This is a genomic window from Streptomyces sp. NPDC002671 (genome assembly GCF_053592475.1).
The window spans coordinates 76,828-91,158 of sequence record NZ_JBSFVU010000012.1 but is presented as its reverse complement, the minus strand read 5'-3'; the positions used below and the strand labels follow the sequence as shown (position 1 = coordinate 91,158).

Here is a 14,331-nt window from a genome sequence, read left to right as displayed (position 1 = left end):
TCTTTCTGAGGTGCGGAAGTACGAGGGTGAGGGTCGGGCCTGGCTCAGGCGCAGGCGGTCAGCGGGATCGGGTCCAGGGCACGCACCGGGCGCACGCACCCCACTGGCTCCCCGCCGCCGAGCAGCGGCTCGCCCGCGAAGGCGTCGAGCAGCTCCGGGTCGACGCCCGCGCGGGCCAGGGCTGCCGCGGCGACCGGGATACGAGCCCGGTTCGCGCCGTCGGCGATCTTGACGGCGATGGCGCGGCCGTCGGGCAGCGCGGCCACCTGGACCCCCTCGAAGCCGTCCTTGGCGAGGAGGCCGGGCACGGCCCGCATGAGCGCGGCGACGTCCCTGGTGGCGCCTGAGGCCATCTCGGCGTGCTCACGCATGGCGTCGGCGACGCGTGCCTCGGGGGTGCCGGGTGCCGCCGTGGTGATGCGGGCGGCGGCGCGGGCGAGACCGTGCAGGGAGATGGCGAACAGCGGGGCGCCGCAGCCGTCCACGGTGACATGGGCCGCGCGCTGGCCGGTGAGGTCCTCGACAGCCGCGGCGACGGCCTGCTGGAGCGGGTGGGCCGGGTCCAGGTAGTCCGCCAGGGACCAGCCGTTGAGCTTGGCCGTCCACAGCATCGCCGCGTGCTTGCCGGAGCAGTTCTGGGCGAGCCGGTCGGCCGGCCGGCCCTCGCGCACCCAGGTGTCCCGGACGGCCGGGTCGTAGGGCAGGTCGGGGACGTTGCGCAGGTCGTCCTCGGCGAGGCCGGCGAGGGCGAGGATGCGCCGGGTGCCGGCGAGGTGGCGTTCCTCGCCGGAGTGGCTGGCGGCGGCCAGCGACAGCAGCTCCCCGTCGAGCGGCAGCCCGGCCCGCAGCATGGCCACGGCCTGGACGGGCTTGAGGGCGGAGCGCGGGTAGAACGCGGCCTCGATGTCGCCGAGCTGGAACTGGACCTGGCCGTCGGCGCCGAGGACGACGACGGAGCCGTAGTGGATGCCCTCGACGACACCGCCGCGTATGAGGTGGGCGACGGGGGCGTGGAGGGGCTCACGGACGACGGGTGCGTCCGCGGGGGAACTGCTGTACATCACTGCCTCTTGTCAGGGAGCGCTGCGCGGGTCACGCGCCGGCTTCCGTGGGGTGGTCGGTGCGCGGCGGACGCACGATGTCGGTGAGGGACGTCTCGACGCGATCGAGATGGTGGCTCATGGCCTCGACGGCGTCGCGCTCGGAACCGTCGACCAGCGCCTCGACGATGGCCCGGTGCTCGCGGTTGGACTGCTCGCGGCGTCCGCCCAGCTCGTTGAGGAAGGCCGACTGACGCGCCAGGGCGTCGCGGATCTCCTCGATGACCCGGCGGAAGACCGGGTTCTGGGCGGCCTCGGCCACGGCCAGGTGGAAGAGGGTGTCCATGGCGACCCACGCGGTGGTGTCCGTCTCCCGCTCCATGCGGTCGAGGAGGTGGGCCAGGTGGTCCAGGTTCTCCGGGCTGCGACGCAGGGCCGCGTACCCGGCGACCGGGATCTCGATGTGGCGGCGCACCTCGAGCAGGTCGCTGGCCGCGTAGTCGCCGAAGGTGGGGTCCTCGACGGCGTTCGCGACGACGAAGGTGCCCTTGCCGGTCCGGGAGACCGTCAGGCCCATCGTCTGCAGCGCTCGCAGCGCCTCGCGCAGGACGGGCCGGGACACCTCGAGGGTGCGGCACAGCTCGGCCTCGGAGGGCAGCTTGTCGCCGATGGCGTACTCGCCGCGTTCTATGGCGCCGCGGAGGTGGCCGAGGACCGCTTCCATCGCGCTCACGCGCCGCGGACCAAGACCACCTGTCTGGCTGTCTGACAGGTTCACGGGAGCGATCCTGCGGCTTGCGGAAGCGAACTGTCAAGGCGCCCCGTATGGAAACATCCACGGGGTGCGGCGCCTGAATGCAGGCATCCGCACCCCGTGGGTGACGCGAGCTTTTCGAAAGGAGTCGCTCAGCTGTCGAGCGTGCCCGTGGCGAGCAGGCCCATCAGGGCCACGCCGACGGCGATCCGGTAGAGGACGAAGGCGTTGAAGGAGTGCTTGGCGACGAACTTCAGCAGCCAGGCGATGGAGGCGTACGCCACCACGAACGACACGATGGTGCCGACGGCCAGCGGGGCGGCGCCCACGCCCGCGCCGAGGGCGTCCTTCAGCTCGTAGATACCGGCGCCGGTCAGGGCCGGGATGCCGAGGAAGAAGGAGAGGCGGGTGGCGGCCACGCGGTCCAGGTCCAGGATCAGCGCCGTCGACATCGTCGCGCCGGAGCGGGAGAAGCCGGGGAACAGCAGCGCGAGGATCTGCGAGCAGCCGACCAGCATCGCGTCCTTGAAGGACGTGTCGTCCTCACCACGCTTGTGCCGGCCCATCTGGTCGGCGCACCACATCACGACCGAGCCGACGATCAGCGACGCGGCGACCACCCACAGGGAGGCGAGCGGACCGTCGATCAGCGGCTTGGCGGCGAGGCCGACCAGGACGATCGGGATGGTGGCGTAGATCACCCACCAGGCGAACTTGTAGTCGTGGTGGTAGCGCTCCTCGCGGTTGGTCAGGCCGCGGTACCAGGCGGTGACGATCCGCTTGATGTCCTTGAAGAAGTACACGAGCACGGCGGCGATCGCGCCGACCTGGATGACGGCCGAGAACCCGACGACGGACTTGTCGTCGACCGGGATGTCCATGAGCCCCTCGGTGATCTTGAGGTGGCCGGTGGAGGACACGGGGAGGAACTCGGTCACCCCCTCGACGACTCCGAGGACGACGGCCTGACCGACAGAGATGGCGCTCATGGGATCCAGTTCTGGGAAGAGTTGGTCGACACTGCTGTAGACAGTCTTGCTTACCATGCCCGGCCGTACGGCGAGCAGCCAGGAGCCGCTAGGCCCACAGGGCGTGGGCGAGCGACACCCCCGCGAAGGCCGCTCCGAGTCCCGCTCCCACGCTCGCGACGACGTTGACGGCAGCGTAGAGGCCCGCTCCGGCCTCGGTCAGCCGCAGGGTCTCATAGGAGAAGGTCGAGTACGTCGTCAGCGCCCCGCACAGGCCGGTGCCGAGCAGGAGCTGCAGATGCGGACCCGCGGCGCCCGCGGAGACGGCGCCGGTGAGCGTGCCGAGGATCAGGCAGCCGGTGATGTTCACCGCGAACGTACCCCAGGGGAAGACCGAGTCGTGCCGGGCCTGGACCGCGCGGTCGGTGAGATAGCGCAGGGGTGCCCCGACCACGGCCCCGAGGACGACCAACAGCCAGTTCACGACGGCTTCTCACCCTTCGGATCCGCCGCGTCCGGATGCGCGGTGCGGCCGACGTACCGGACGACCTCGCACTCGTCGAGGGTCACGAGGCCCTCGCCGACCAGTTCGTCCAGCTGCGGCAGGAACGCCCGGACGCGCTCCTCGGTGTCCACGACGACGACCGCGACGGGCAGGTCCTCGCTCAGGGACAGCAGGCGGGAGGTGTGGATGCGGGAGGAGGCGCCGAAGCCCTCGACGCCCCGGAAGACGCTGGCCCCGGCGAGCCCGGCGGCGTGCGCGCGGTGCACGATCTCGGAGTAGAGGGGCTTGTGGTGCCAGGTGTCGTCCTCGCCGATGTACACGGTGAGCCGCAGGGCCCGGCCGGTGAGTGAGGTCATCGCTGCCTCCGGGTGAGCACGAGGCGGGTGGCGACGGAGGCCAGCCACACCGCCGCGAGCGCCGCGAACAGGGTTGCGGCGAGATAGGCGAGTGCCGTGCGGGGACGGCCGGCGTCGACGAGCTTCTGGATGTCGACGGCGTAGGTGGAGAAGGTGGTGAAGCCGCCGAGCACGCCGGTGCCGAAGAACGGGCGCACGAGCCGGTGGGCGGCCCACACGTCGGTGATCAGCACCATGAACACGCCGATCACGGCGCAGCCGATGACATTCGTCAGGAACGTCGCCCAGGGGAAGGCGCCGGCCGGCGTGGGCCAGGCGAGGCCCAGCGCGTAGCGGGCCGCGGCGCCGAGGGCGCCGCCGACGGCGACCACCGCGACGACGGGGGTCTGGGTGCGCCACTCGGACCGCCGCGTCGGTGCGGGGCGGACGCGGATGCTCTCGGCTTCCGGGGCTGTCATGCTCGTACGTCTCCTGTTCGGCCCTGACCCGAAAGATGATCGACGGGTGATCACGGCCGGGCACCAGGGTACCGCCGTGTCACGGCGGTCTCGCGGGCGACGGCGGCCCCGCGGAATCCGGCGTGGCGGCTTTGCGGAAGCCGGCGCGGCGGCAGGCCTTCACCAGCCCTTCTCGAACAGCCGGGCCACCTCGGCGATGCGGATCTCGTCGCGCCGGTAGTAGGTGCGGCAGCGGATCCGGCGGGTGCGCAGCAGCCCGAGGCGGGTGAGGAAGTCGAGGTGGGCGAGGGCGGTCCGGCGGGGGACGCCGAGCTTGGCGGCCACGGCCCGCGCGGTGACTCCGGTGGCCGACGGGTCGCGAGGCCGGGCCGGGAAGTGGGCCGCCGGGTCCTTGAGCCACTCCAGGATGGCCCGTCGCATGCGGCCCGAGGGAGTCCCCATCATCCGTCTCGCCTCCGCCCCCGCCCGCTCTTATGCCGTGATCTGCCGCGTTCTGACCGCTTCCTTCTGGGCTTGTTCCCACTTTGGCGCAGGCGACGCCGTCCCGTACGGGACTCGGCTTCCGTTGACCGGTACCGCACGGCAGGACGACGGGAAGGGCCCGGCCGCCGCCTGCAGCCGGTCCTCGTCAGCGGTGGCTCAGCGGTGGCTGAACCCGGCCGTGTCGGGGCTGGTCACCGTTCACCCGGTCTGACCAGCCCCGTCTCGTAGGCGAGGACGACCGCCTGGGCGCGGTCGCGCAGGCCGAGCTTGGCGAAGATGCGGGCCACGTGCGACTTGACCGTGGCCTCGCTGAGGGTCAGCTCGGTGGCCAGTTCCGTGTTGGACAGGCCGCGTCCCAGGAGGCTGAGCACCTCGCGTTCACGAGGCGTGAGGGCGGTCAGGTCGGGGTGCGGTGCCGGGCTGCGCTCGGGCTCGGCCGCGTACCGCTCCACCAGGCGCCGGGTGATCGACGGGGCGAGCAGGGCGTCGCCGGTGCCGACCAGGCGTACGGCCGCCGCCAGATGCTCGGGGGTGACGTCCTTGAGCAGGAAGCCGCTGGCCCCGAGCGAGAGCGCGGTGTACACGTACCGGTCCAGGTCGAAGGTGGTCAGCATCAGGACCCGACAGTCGGGCGACTGTTCCAGGATGCGCCGGGTGGCTTCCAGACCGTCCATGGCCGGCATCCGGATGTCCATCAGCACGACGTCCGGCTCCAGTTCCCGGGCCGCCGCGACCGCTTCGGCGCCGTCGGCCGCCTCGCCCACGACCTCGATGCCCCGGGCGGTGAGGATCAGCCGGAAGCCGGTGCGGATGAGCGTCTGGTCGTCGGCTATGAGCACGCGGGGCGCCCGCTCGGGCGCGTCCGCCGTCACGGTCGGTCCAGGGGTATCCGGGCCCGGACGCGGTAGCCGCCGCCGAGTCTGCGGCGGGCGTCCAGGTCGCCGCCGTAGACCGCGACCCGCTCGCGCAGGCCGAGCAGTCCGCGGCCGGCGCCCTGGGCGGACGGTTTGGGCGCGGCCACGGGTGCGGTGCCGGTCAGCACGCTGGCGCCGGTGTTGAGGACCTCCACGCGCAGGGCGTGGTCGGCGTAGCGCACGGTCACCTCCGCCTTGCTGCCGTCGCCGTGCCGGAGCGCATTGGTCAGGGCCTCCTGGATGATGCGGTACGCGGTCACGTCGATGCCCTGCGGCAGCGGGCGCGGTTCTCCGGAGATGCGGACCTCGACGGGCAGCCCGGCGAACGATATCCGGTCCACCAGTGAGCCGAGCCGGTCGAGGCCGGGCTGCGGGGCGAGGTCCGGGCCGCGCGGGTCCGCGGCCGGGCCCGGGTCGGTGTCCGGGTCCGTGTCCTCGCCGTTCTGCGCGGGCGCCAGCAGGCCCAGCAGGTGTCTGAGGTCGGTCATCGCACCCCGCCCGGCGTCCTCGACGGCCCGCAGTGCGGTCGCGGCCTCGTCGGGCATGATGCCGAGCACCTCGCGCGCGGCGCTCGCCTGCACGACCATGAGGCTGACGTTGTGGCTGACGATGTCGTGCAACTCGCGGGCGATCCGGTCGCGTTCGGCCGCGATCGCGGCCTCGGCGGCACTCTCCCGCTCCCGCTCCAGCAGCCAGCCCCGTTCCCCCACCGCCGCCTGCCAGCGGCGCCGGGTGCGCACCAGCGCCACCGTCAGCACCACGACGGCCGCGCACGCCACAGCGAGCGCCGCCGCCAACAACTCGTCCTCCCCCATGGGTTCACTCTCGCAGACGCCACTGACATCCGCATCGACCTGGGGATTCAGTCCTCTGCATCCCCAGGATGAGGCCGGGCCGCGGTTGCCATCCGAGGGCGGATGCCGGGGGCCGGGGTCCGGGCCTAGCTTCATGTCCATGGTCACTGAGGTGAGAACGGAAGACGCCGTCGTACGACTCGACGGTGTGCGCAAGGAGTACGGCGAGACGGTGGCGCTCGCCGGGGTGTCACTGGAGATCCGGGCCGGGGAGGCGGTCGCGGTGATGGGGCCGTCGGGGTGCGGCAAGTCCACGCTGCTCAACATGATCGCCGGTCTCGACCGGCCGTCGGCCGGCACGGTCGTCGTGCACGGGGAGAGCGTCGGGGAGCTGAGCGAGAAGGGGCTCGCGCTGTACCGGCGGCGCCGGATCGGCATGATCTTCCAGTTCTTCAACCTCATCGACGACCTGTCGGCCCTCGACAACGTCGCGCTGGCCGCCCAGTTGACGGGGACTCCGTACCGGCAGGCCCGGCGGCGCGCGCTGGAGCTGTTCGAGGAACTCGGCATCGCGGACCGCCGCAACGCCTATCCGGCGGTGCTCAGCGGCGGTGAGCGGCAACGGGTCGCGGTGGCAAGGGCGTTGATGAACCGTCCGGCGCTGCTGCTGGCCGACGAGCCGACCGGGGCGCTGGACAGCCGGGCCGGGGAGCAGGTGATGGACCTGCTGATCGACCTGAACCAGATCGGCCAGACACTGGTCATCGTCACGCACGACGAGCATCTCGCGCAGCGCTGCGCGAGCCGCCTGGTGCAGCTGGCCGACGGGCGGGTCACCGGCGAGCACACCCTGGAGCCGTCGGCATGAGGGCGGTGTGGAAGGCCGCACGGGCGGCCGTGCGCAGGCGCCGGCTGCAGACGCTGGTGATCTGGCTGGTCACGCTGGTGTCGACGGGGTCGATGGTGGTCGCGCTGGGCCTGGTGGACGCGGCGTCGGCGCCGTTCGACCGGGCCTTCGGCAGGCAGCACGGGCCGCACGTGGTGGCCACGTTCGACACGGGCAAGGTGTCGGACGCCCAACTGGCGCGGGCGGCACGGCAGTCGGGGGCGGAGGCGGCGGCCGGACCGTTCCGGCAGGCGTCGGTGGACATTCCGCACGGTGCGGCCGACTTCGGTCTCGGCGGCGAGGTCACGCTGGTGGGACGTTCCGGCCCTGATGGCCCGGTGGACCGGGTGAACCTGTGGGCGGGCCGGTGGCCCACCCGGCCCGGGGAGATCGTCCTGGATCGGCAGTCCGACTGGACCGCCGACGACATGGGCAAGAAGTTCCACGTGCCGTCGGGGCCCACGCTCACCATCGTCGGGTTCGCCTTCGACCTGAGCCACACCGCGGACGCCTGGGTCGTCCCGGACCAGATCGCGGCCCTGCACCCGACCGGCACGCAGATGCTCTTCCGGTTCCGGAACGCGTCATCGGAGAGCGCGCTGCGCGCGGGCCTGGCCAAGGTGACCGAGGACCTGCCGAAGGGCGCGCTCGCCGGATCGGAGACGTATCTGGCGCTGAAGCACCGGGTCGGCAGCACCGCGCGCGCGTACGCGCCGTACCTGATGGCGTTCGGCATCCTGGGCATCCTGGTGGCGGTGCTGATCGTCGCCAACGTGGTCGGCGGGGCCGTGGTCTCCGGGTTCCGCCACATCGGCGTCCTCAAGGCGCTGGGGTTCACCCCCGGACAGGTGCTGGGCGTCTACCTCGTGATGATCTCGGTACCGTCCGTCCTCGGCTGTGCGCTCGGCACGCTCACCGGAAACCTGCTGGCGCACCCCTTCTTCCAATTCGTGTTCACCGGACCGAACACGGGGGTATTCCACGACAGCGTCGGCATCGCGCCCTGGGTGAACGTGCTCGCCCTGCTCGGCATGCCGCTCGTCTGCGTGCTGGCCGCGCTCGGCCCCTCGATGCGTGCCCAGCGTCTGTCGGCGGCGCGGGCGATCAGCGCGGGGAGCGCTCCGCGCGCGGGACGGGCGCTGGGCATCCAGCGGTGGCTGGCGAGTGCCCGGCTGCCGAGGTCGGTCAGCCTGGGAGTGGGGCTGCCGTTCGCCCGTCCCGCACGCAGCGCGCTCACCCTGGCCGCCGTGGTCCTGGGCGTGACGACCGTGACGTTCGCGACCGGTCTGGCGGCCACGTTGAACGCCTTCGGGACCTCCGGGAAGGGCGCCTACGACGTCACCGTGTACGTCGGCAACTACCGGCACGGCAAGGAGGTGATGCCGGCGCACACCGACCGGCAACTCCAGTCGGTGCTGGGCTCGTTGCCGGGTGCGACCCGGGTGACGGCGCGATCGGACGACGAAGCGCTTCTCATCGGCTCCACGCAGGTGGTCATGTTCGAGGGCCGGCGCGGCGACCTGCCCCTTGACGGCGTGCTCGTCGGGGGACGCTGGATGCACCGCACCGGAGAGGTCGTGGCCGGATCGGCCTTCATGCGCCGCAACGGGGTGCACCTCGGCGATCACCTGAGGCTGCGGAAGGACGGCCGTGAGGAGGAGGTGACCGTGGTCGGCACGACGATGGACGACAACGACCGGCTCGTCGTCGGCGCCTGGCCGACGGCCACCGCCCTGATGCCGGATGCCAAGCCCATCGCCTACCACGTGAAGCTGCGCGAGGGCGCTTCCCAGGAGGCGTACGCGCGCGCGGCGCGGGCTGTCGACCGGGGCCTCTCCGTCCAGCTGAGCGGGCCGAACAACGTCACCCGCACCATCGTCGGGTCCGCGACCGCGCTCACCCTGGTGCTGGCGCTGGTCGCCTCCCTGGGCGTCTTCAACACCGCCGTCCTCAACACCCACGACCGGCGCCGCGACCTCGGCATGCTGAAGTCGATCGGGATGACCCCGCGCCAGGTGACGGTGATGACGGTGACCTCGATGGCGGTGCTGGGCGCAGTCGGCTCCCTGCTCGGCATCCCGCTCGGGATCGGCGCCTACGAGCTGGTGATTCCCCGGATGGCGGCGGCGATCGACATCACCCTGCCGTCGTACATGACGGATGTGTGGCACGTCCCGGAGCTGGCGGGACTGGCCCTGGCCGGGCTGGTGATCGCGGTGGCCGGCACGCTCGTCCCCGCGCGGCGCGCGGCCCGCCTGACCGTCTCGGAGGTGCTGCACAGCGAGTAGGACGGGAGCCCGCCGCCGCAACCGGTCAGGATCGGAGAAGCCGCGGCGGGCTTGCCCGCCCTAGCGTGAGAGCACCGACGGAGCCCCGTCGGCCACGTGTCGCGAAGGAGTGAGTGCCATGACCGCCGGCCTGCAGACGATCATCTACCCGGTCAAGGACCCGGCCCGGGCCAAGGCTCTGTTCACCACCCTGCTGGGCGTCGAGCCGTACGCGGACGAGCCCTACTACGTCGGTTTCAAGGCGGCCGGCCAGGATGTCGGCCTCGACCCCAACGGGCACGCCAAGGGCATGACCGGGCCGGTGCCGTACTGGCACGTGACCGACCTGAGGGAGCGGCTCGCGGCCCTGCTGGAGGCGGGTGCCGAGCTGCTCCAGGACGCGCAGGACGTCGGAAACGGCAGGCTGATCGCCTCCGTGAAGGACCCCGACGGCAACCTGGTGGGACTCCTCCAGGACCCGGCTGCCTGAGCCCCGGACGAGCGCATGCACCCGCACTAATTGCACACTCAACGAATGGCCGGATCGGTGCTACGGTGCGGGTATGGCAGTCAAGACGGCCGACGCCCGGCTCGAAGAACGGTGGCGGGACATCCTCGCGGTGCACGCGCGCACGATGTGCGAGATCGACCGGGCCCTGCACCCGCACGGGCTGGGCGCCAGCGACTTCGAGGTGCTGGACATCCTGGCCGTCGAGTCGCCCGCGGAGGGCGACCACTGCCGGGTGCAGAATCTGGTCGGCCGGGTCCATCTCAGCCAGAGCGCGCTGTCCCGGCTGATCGGACGGCTGGAGAAGGACGGCCTGGTCGAGCGCTCGGTGTGCGCGGAGGACCGGCGCGGGGTGTGGGTCGCCCTCACCCGCAAGGGCCGCGAACTGCACACCGAGGTGCTGCCGCTGCAACGGGCCGTCCTGGAGCGCATGCTGGCCGAGCAGGACCTCTAGGCCCAGCTGGACAGGACCTAGAGCAGCAGCTCGGCCCCGTCCGGCAGCACCTCGACCCCCTGCTCGGTCACCTGTGCGCTGGCCGGCGAAGCGGGGTCGAGCAGGGGGTTGGTCTTGTTGAGGTGGGTGTAGATCCGGCGCGGGCCGGGGTGGCGGGCCAGCGCGTCGAGCGAGCCGTCGGGCCCGCTGACCGGAAGGTGTCCCGTGGCCCCCTGTCCGCTGCCGCCCCGCACCGGCGTGACCTGCTCGTCGGCCGTGAAGTAGGTGCCGTCCAGCAGCACGCAGTCGGCCTCGGCGCACAGGTCGTCCAGAACCGGGCTCCATGCGCCGACGCTCGGCGCGTACACCAGTACTCCCCCGGTCGCCAGGTCCTCGACGCGGTACGCCGTCACCCACGGGCCGCCGGGGTCAGGCGTCTGCACCGGCACGTACTTCGGGATCCTGGTGCCCACCGGGTGAGCCGTCACGACCAGGCCGCCGGCCAGCACGAACCCGCCATCGGCCAGGCTGTCGGCCCACTCCCAGGGGGCGTACCGGTCCAGGGCGGCGCGCATGGGGGTGAGGACGGCGCTGACGGGTGGCGCCGCGTAGGCCTTCAGGCCCTCCGCTCCGCGCAGCGCGCTCAGGCCGGTGACATGGTCGGCCTCGGCGTCGGTGAACAGCACACCGCGCAGCGGGGTGGCCCCGGGCGCCTGGCCGGGCCACAGGGCGGGGGTGGCGGCGAGCTGGGCCCGCAGGTCGGGCGAGGCGTTCAGCAGCCACCAGTCGCGGCCGTTGCCGGTGACGGCGGCGCACTCCTGGGTTCGGGAGGGCAGCTTGCCGTCCCGGGCGGCGGCGCACAGCGCGCAGCCGCAGTTCCACTGCGGGAAGCCGCCTCCAGCGGCGGTGCCCAGCAGGACGACCCTCACGGCCATCGGCCCTTTCGCTCGCTCGGCGGTCTCCGCTGGGATCTTCCCGCACGGGGCCGGTGACTACCCGGCGGTGGGGGGCAGTTCCGGCCGACCTTGGCCGGGCCGCCGGTCCACGGGGCGCCGGGGCGGGATGGGTTCGCCGGGGAAGTCGCGGGGGCCGGTCCACAGGGCGGGTACGGCGTCGCAGCGGCGGCACAGCTCATAGGCGACGGCCTCGTAGTTGACCCGCCAGCCCTGGAACTGCGGCCAGGCGTCCTCGGTGCTGCGTTCCGCCCGGAACCCCGTCTCCTTCAGCATCGCCACGGCGGCCTCGAACTCGTCGAAGGTCAGCTCGATCGGGGCGTCCGGGGCCGGGTCGTTCTCGAAGGGGGCGCGCACGGAGCGGGCGATGTCGCGCAGGGCGGTGAACCCGGCGCGCAGCACCAGCCGGGCCTCCGCCGGGGCGGTGCGCGGGGCGAGCGCGAGTTGCAGGGCCGCCGCGTCCATGACGGCGATGAGACCGACCAGCCAGCTGCGGTACGGGCGGGGTGAGCGGAACGTCAGCAGGACCGGGTACGTGGCGTGGCTCTCACCCATGTCCGCGGCCAGCCGCTCCCAGTCCCGGTACAGCTCGGGCAGCGCGGTCTCGGTGTCGACCAGCCACTGCCGGGCGAGGATCTCCGGGCCCCAGGCGGGCTCGCCGGCCCGGGACTGGAGCAGGGTGACCTCCAGTTCGCGCCGGTTGTAGGCCGCGTAGAGCGTGGGCAGATAGGCGATCTGCAAGGCGATGACGACGGGGCCGGTGGCCGCGGCCAGGAAGTCGAGCAGGGACAGGCGCAGCCGGGCGCCGCTGGCGAAGCCGAGCGTGAAGAGACTGGAGCCGGCCTCCCGGAACGCGCTGCTCCAGGACAGCGGCGACAGCGCGTACAGCAGCAGTCCGAAGCCGAGAAAGGCTCCGCCGAGCCAGAACGCGAGCATGCCGATCAGCATGAGGGGGGCGAGCCAGGTCTGCGCACGGTCGATAGAGCGGTAGCCGCCCCGGCTCGCGGCCAGGCACAGCAGCCGGCGCAGACCCCACCACAGCCGGTACACCATCACGGAGTACAGGCCCCGGGGCACCACGAGGGTGCGCACGATGCTGCGCATGACCACTACGAGGACCAGCGTCCCGGCCACGCCGGAGATCCATTCCATGGGCTCATTCTGTCCCGCGGGCTCGCGCCCTCAGGATTACGGCTTTTCGGCCCCGTACCGCGCACGGTGATCGGGTGCGGAAGTCGGGTACGGAAATCGAGTGCGGAAAACGGACAGGGACCGCGCATTCCGGAGTGCCGAACCCCGCGCATCCGCCTAGCGTGACCTTCCCGGCACGCGGATGATCGCCGCGGGGATGAGCGGAGGTCGGCGCCGCTCATCCTCGGCCGGCCGTCTCGCCCGGCTGCTCGGGGGCGGCTCAGCGGGCGAGGAGCGTACGCACTCCCTGCGAGGTGAGCGTCAGCCCGTGTGCGGAGCTGCCGTCGATGACGAGGGAGAGATCCTCCTCGGGCCACTGCGAGGCGAGCGCGCCGAGCGGCACCAGGCGGTAGTGCGAGACGAACGGAAGCAGCTCGGCCATGGCCCCTTCCGTGGTGAAGACCGGGACGACCAGATCCCCGCCGGCCCGTTCGAGGACGGGCAGGGCGACCGTCGACGGATCGGCGCCGTCCGAGTCCATCGCGTCGTCCGGCACCGGGACGAGTACGTCGCTGTGGGCCAGGGTGTCCAGGGCGGCCTGGTCCTGGGTGTTCGCGGCCAGTGCGTCCAGCGCCTGACTGGCCGGCGTCGGAGGGTTGTCGTGTGCGGGTGTATCCATGGCAGATCCCCAGGTCGGCGGTCGTACAGGCCACCCGGGCGGGATCCGCCCGCCCAGGCGCTCCCGCCTCGCGTACCCGTTGGAGGCGGGGACATGCGTGCGAATCGACGCGCGGTCCGGTGCCACTCGACCCGCATCGGGCGGACGGCGGATCTGCTGTCGACGGAGGCCTGCGGGTGCGTCGTCGTCGACCTACCCGTCGCGTCAGCCGGCCATGATCTGGGCGAACCGCTCGGCGCTCACGTTGCCGCCGGACAGGATCACGCCGACACGGCGTGGCAGCGGGTCCACGCGGTGGGCGAGCAGGGCGGCCAGGGCGCTGGCGCCGCTCGGCTCGAGGACCGTCTTCAGGCGTTCGAAGGCGAATCGCATCGCGTCCCTGATCTGGTCGTCGCTGACGAGTGAAATGCCGTCCAGCAGACGCCTGTTGATGGAGAAAGTCAGCTCACCGGGGGTGTCCAGGGCCTGGCCGTCGGCGATGGTGCGCGGTACGGGGATGGACACCCTGTGCCCCGCTTCCAGGGACCGCTTGGTGTCGTCCCCGGCCTCCGGTTCGACGCCGACGACACGGATGTCCGGCAGCAGCCCCTTGGCGGTGACGGCACTGCCGGCGGCCAGCCCACCGCCCCCGACGGGCACGAACAGTGCGTCCAACTCCCCCACTTCCTCGATGAGTTCGAGCGTCGCGGTGCCCTGTCCGGCGATGACGTGCGGATGCTCGTACGGCGGGATCAGCGCGAGCCCCCGCTCGGCGGCGAGTGCCTCGCCGATGGCGACCCGGTCGCCCGTGTAGCGGTCGTAGGTGACGATCTCGGCGCCGTATCCGGCGGTCGCCTCCAGCTTCGAGCGCGGGGCGTCCTCCGGCATCAGGATCACGGCGGTGGTGCCGAGTTCCCGCGCGGCGAGGGCGACGGCCTGCGCGTGGTTGCCGGAGGAGTAGGCGGCGATGCCCTTGGCCCGTTGCGCGGCGGACAGCCGGGAGGCGGCATGGTAGGCGCCGCGGAACTTGAAGGCGCCCATGCGCTGCAGGTTCTCGCACTTCAAGTGCACCTCGGCGCCGACGAGTTCGTCCAGGGTGCGCGAGCGCAGGACGGGGGTGCGGTGGGCGACGCCCTTGATCCGCTCCGCGGCCTCCTGGACATCCTGCAGCGTGACGGGCTGACGGTCGGGCATGTGCGTACTCCGTTCCGGGATCCACCGGG

Annotated in this window: 17 protein-coding genes; 4 read left to right on the top strand and 13 right to left on the bottom strand. The window is 72.3% G+C overall.

The features are described 5' to 3' along the window. Positions 1-44: 44 nt before the first annotated feature. From ACWD35_RS20260 to ACWD35_RS20220, 9 genes are all read right to left on the bottom strand, one after another. Positions 45-1,061 carry an asparaginase gene (locus tag ACWD35_RS20260; protein ID WP_451352653.1) on the bottom strand — a complete coding sequence of 339 codons (1,017 nt, stop codon included), beginning with the start codon at positions 1,059-1,061 and terminating at the stop codon, positions 45-47. A 31-nt stretch (positions 1,062-1,092) separates the two neighbouring features. Then, positions 1,093-1,764 (bottom strand): FadR/GntR family transcriptional regulator, encoded by a 672-nt coding sequence (locus ACWD35_RS20255; RefSeq protein WP_451352801.1) that lies wholly within the window; start codon positions 1,762-1,764, stop codon positions 1,093-1,095. Between the two features lie 182 nt (positions 1,765-1,946). Further along, entirely contained in the window at positions 1,947-2,783 is an 837-nt protein-coding gene (locus ACWD35_RS20250) for an undecaprenyl-diphosphate phosphatase (RefSeq protein WP_451352652.1), read from the bottom strand. An 88-nt stretch (positions 2,784-2,871) separates the two neighbouring features. Beyond that, on the bottom strand, positions 2,872-3,246 hold the full coding sequence (gene crcB, locus ACWD35_RS20245; RefSeq protein WP_451352651.1) for a fluoride efflux transporter CrcB: 375 nt from the start codon (positions 3,244-3,246) through the stop codon (positions 2,872-2,874). Further along, positions 3,243-3,623 (bottom strand): DUF190 domain-containing protein, encoded by a 381-nt coding sequence (locus ACWD35_RS20240; protein WP_451352650.1) that lies wholly within the window; start codon positions 3,621-3,623, stop codon positions 3,243-3,245. Before ACWD35_RS20240 ends, crcB (ACWD35_RS20245) begins: the two co-directional genes overlap by 4 nt. Further along, on the bottom strand, positions 3,620-4,081 hold the full coding sequence (gene crcB, locus ACWD35_RS20235; RefSeq protein WP_451352649.1) for a fluoride efflux transporter CrcB: 462 nt from the start codon (positions 4,079-4,081) through the stop codon (positions 3,620-3,622). The genes ACWD35_RS20240 and crcB (ACWD35_RS20235) overlap by 4 nt, the downstream gene beginning before the upstream one ends. A 159-nt stretch (positions 4,082-4,240) precedes the next feature. Further along, a complete protein-coding gene (locus ACWD35_RS20230) occupies positions 4,241-4,525 on the bottom strand; it encodes an ArsR family transcriptional regulator (protein ID WP_451352648.1) in 285 nt (94 codons plus the stop codon). A 230-nt stretch (positions 4,526-4,755) separates the two neighbouring features. Further along, positions 4,756-5,436 (bottom strand): response regulator, encoded by a 681-nt coding sequence (locus tag ACWD35_RS20225; RefSeq protein WP_451352647.1) that lies wholly within the window; start codon positions 5,434-5,436, stop codon positions 4,756-4,758. Further along, positions 5,433-6,293, bottom strand: a complete 861-nt coding sequence (locus tag ACWD35_RS20220; RefSeq protein WP_451352646.1) for a sensor histidine kinase — start codon at positions 6,291-6,293, stop codon at positions 5,433-5,435. Before ACWD35_RS20220 ends, ACWD35_RS20225 begins: the two co-directional genes overlap by 4 nt. Before the next feature lie 139 nt (positions 6,294-6,432). On the opposite strand from ACWD35_RS20220, the gene ACWD35_RS20215 reads away from it, so the two are divergent. From ACWD35_RS20215 to ACWD35_RS20200, 4 genes are all read left to right on the top strand, one after another. Next, complete coding sequence (locus ACWD35_RS20215; RefSeq protein WP_451352645.1) at positions 6,433-7,140, top strand: ABC transporter ATP-binding protein; 708 nt, start codon at positions 6,433-6,435, stop codon at positions 7,138-7,140. Then, positions 7,137-9,446: an FtsX-like permease family protein gene (locus tag ACWD35_RS20210; RefSeq protein WP_451352644.1), complete on the top strand. Its 2,310-nt coding sequence runs from the start codon at positions 7,137-7,139 to the stop codon at positions 9,444-9,446. Before ACWD35_RS20215 ends, ACWD35_RS20210 begins: the two co-directional genes overlap by 4 nt. A gap of 118 nt (positions 9,447-9,564) precedes the next feature. Continuing rightward, positions 9,565-9,915, top strand: a complete 351-nt coding sequence (locus ACWD35_RS20205) for a VOC family protein (RefSeq protein WP_451352643.1) — start codon at positions 9,565-9,567, stop codon at positions 9,913-9,915. 73 nt (positions 9,916-9,988) lie between these two features. After that, positions 9,989-10,387: a MarR family winged helix-turn-helix transcriptional regulator gene (locus tag ACWD35_RS20200; RefSeq protein WP_451352642.1), complete on the top strand. Its 399-nt coding sequence runs from the start codon at positions 9,989-9,991 to the stop codon at positions 10,385-10,387. Positions 10,388-10,404: 17 nt separating this feature from the next. On the opposite strand, the gene pqqB is transcribed toward ACWD35_RS20200, so the two are convergent. The 4 genes from pqqB to ACWD35_RS20180 all read right to left on the bottom strand — a co-directional run bounded on the left by pqqB (position 10,405) and on the right by ACWD35_RS20180 (position 14,302). After that, a complete protein-coding gene (pqqB, locus tag ACWD35_RS20195) occupies positions 10,405-11,301 on the bottom strand; it encodes a pyrroloquinoline quinone biosynthesis protein PqqB (RefSeq protein ID WP_451352641.1) in 897 nt (298 codons plus the stop codon). 57 nt (positions 11,302-11,358) lie between these two features. Then, the gene (locus ACWD35_RS20190; RefSeq protein WP_451352640.1) at positions 11,359-12,471 is read right to left on the bottom strand and encodes a hypothetical protein; all 1,113 of its coding nucleotides are present in this window, start codon (positions 12,469-12,471) and stop codon (positions 11,359-11,361) included. A 259-nt stretch (positions 12,472-12,730) separates the two neighbouring features. Next, positions 12,731-13,129: an SseB family protein gene (locus tag ACWD35_RS20185; RefSeq protein WP_451352639.1), complete on the bottom strand. Its 399-nt coding sequence runs from the start codon at positions 13,127-13,129 to the stop codon at positions 12,731-12,733. A gap of 204 nt (positions 13,130-13,333) precedes the next feature. Then, on the bottom strand, positions 13,334-14,302 hold the full coding sequence (locus ACWD35_RS20180; RefSeq protein WP_451352638.1) for a pyridoxal-phosphate dependent enzyme: 969 nt from the start codon (positions 14,300-14,302) through the stop codon (positions 13,334-13,336). Positions 14,303-14,331: the final 29 nt, after the last annotated feature.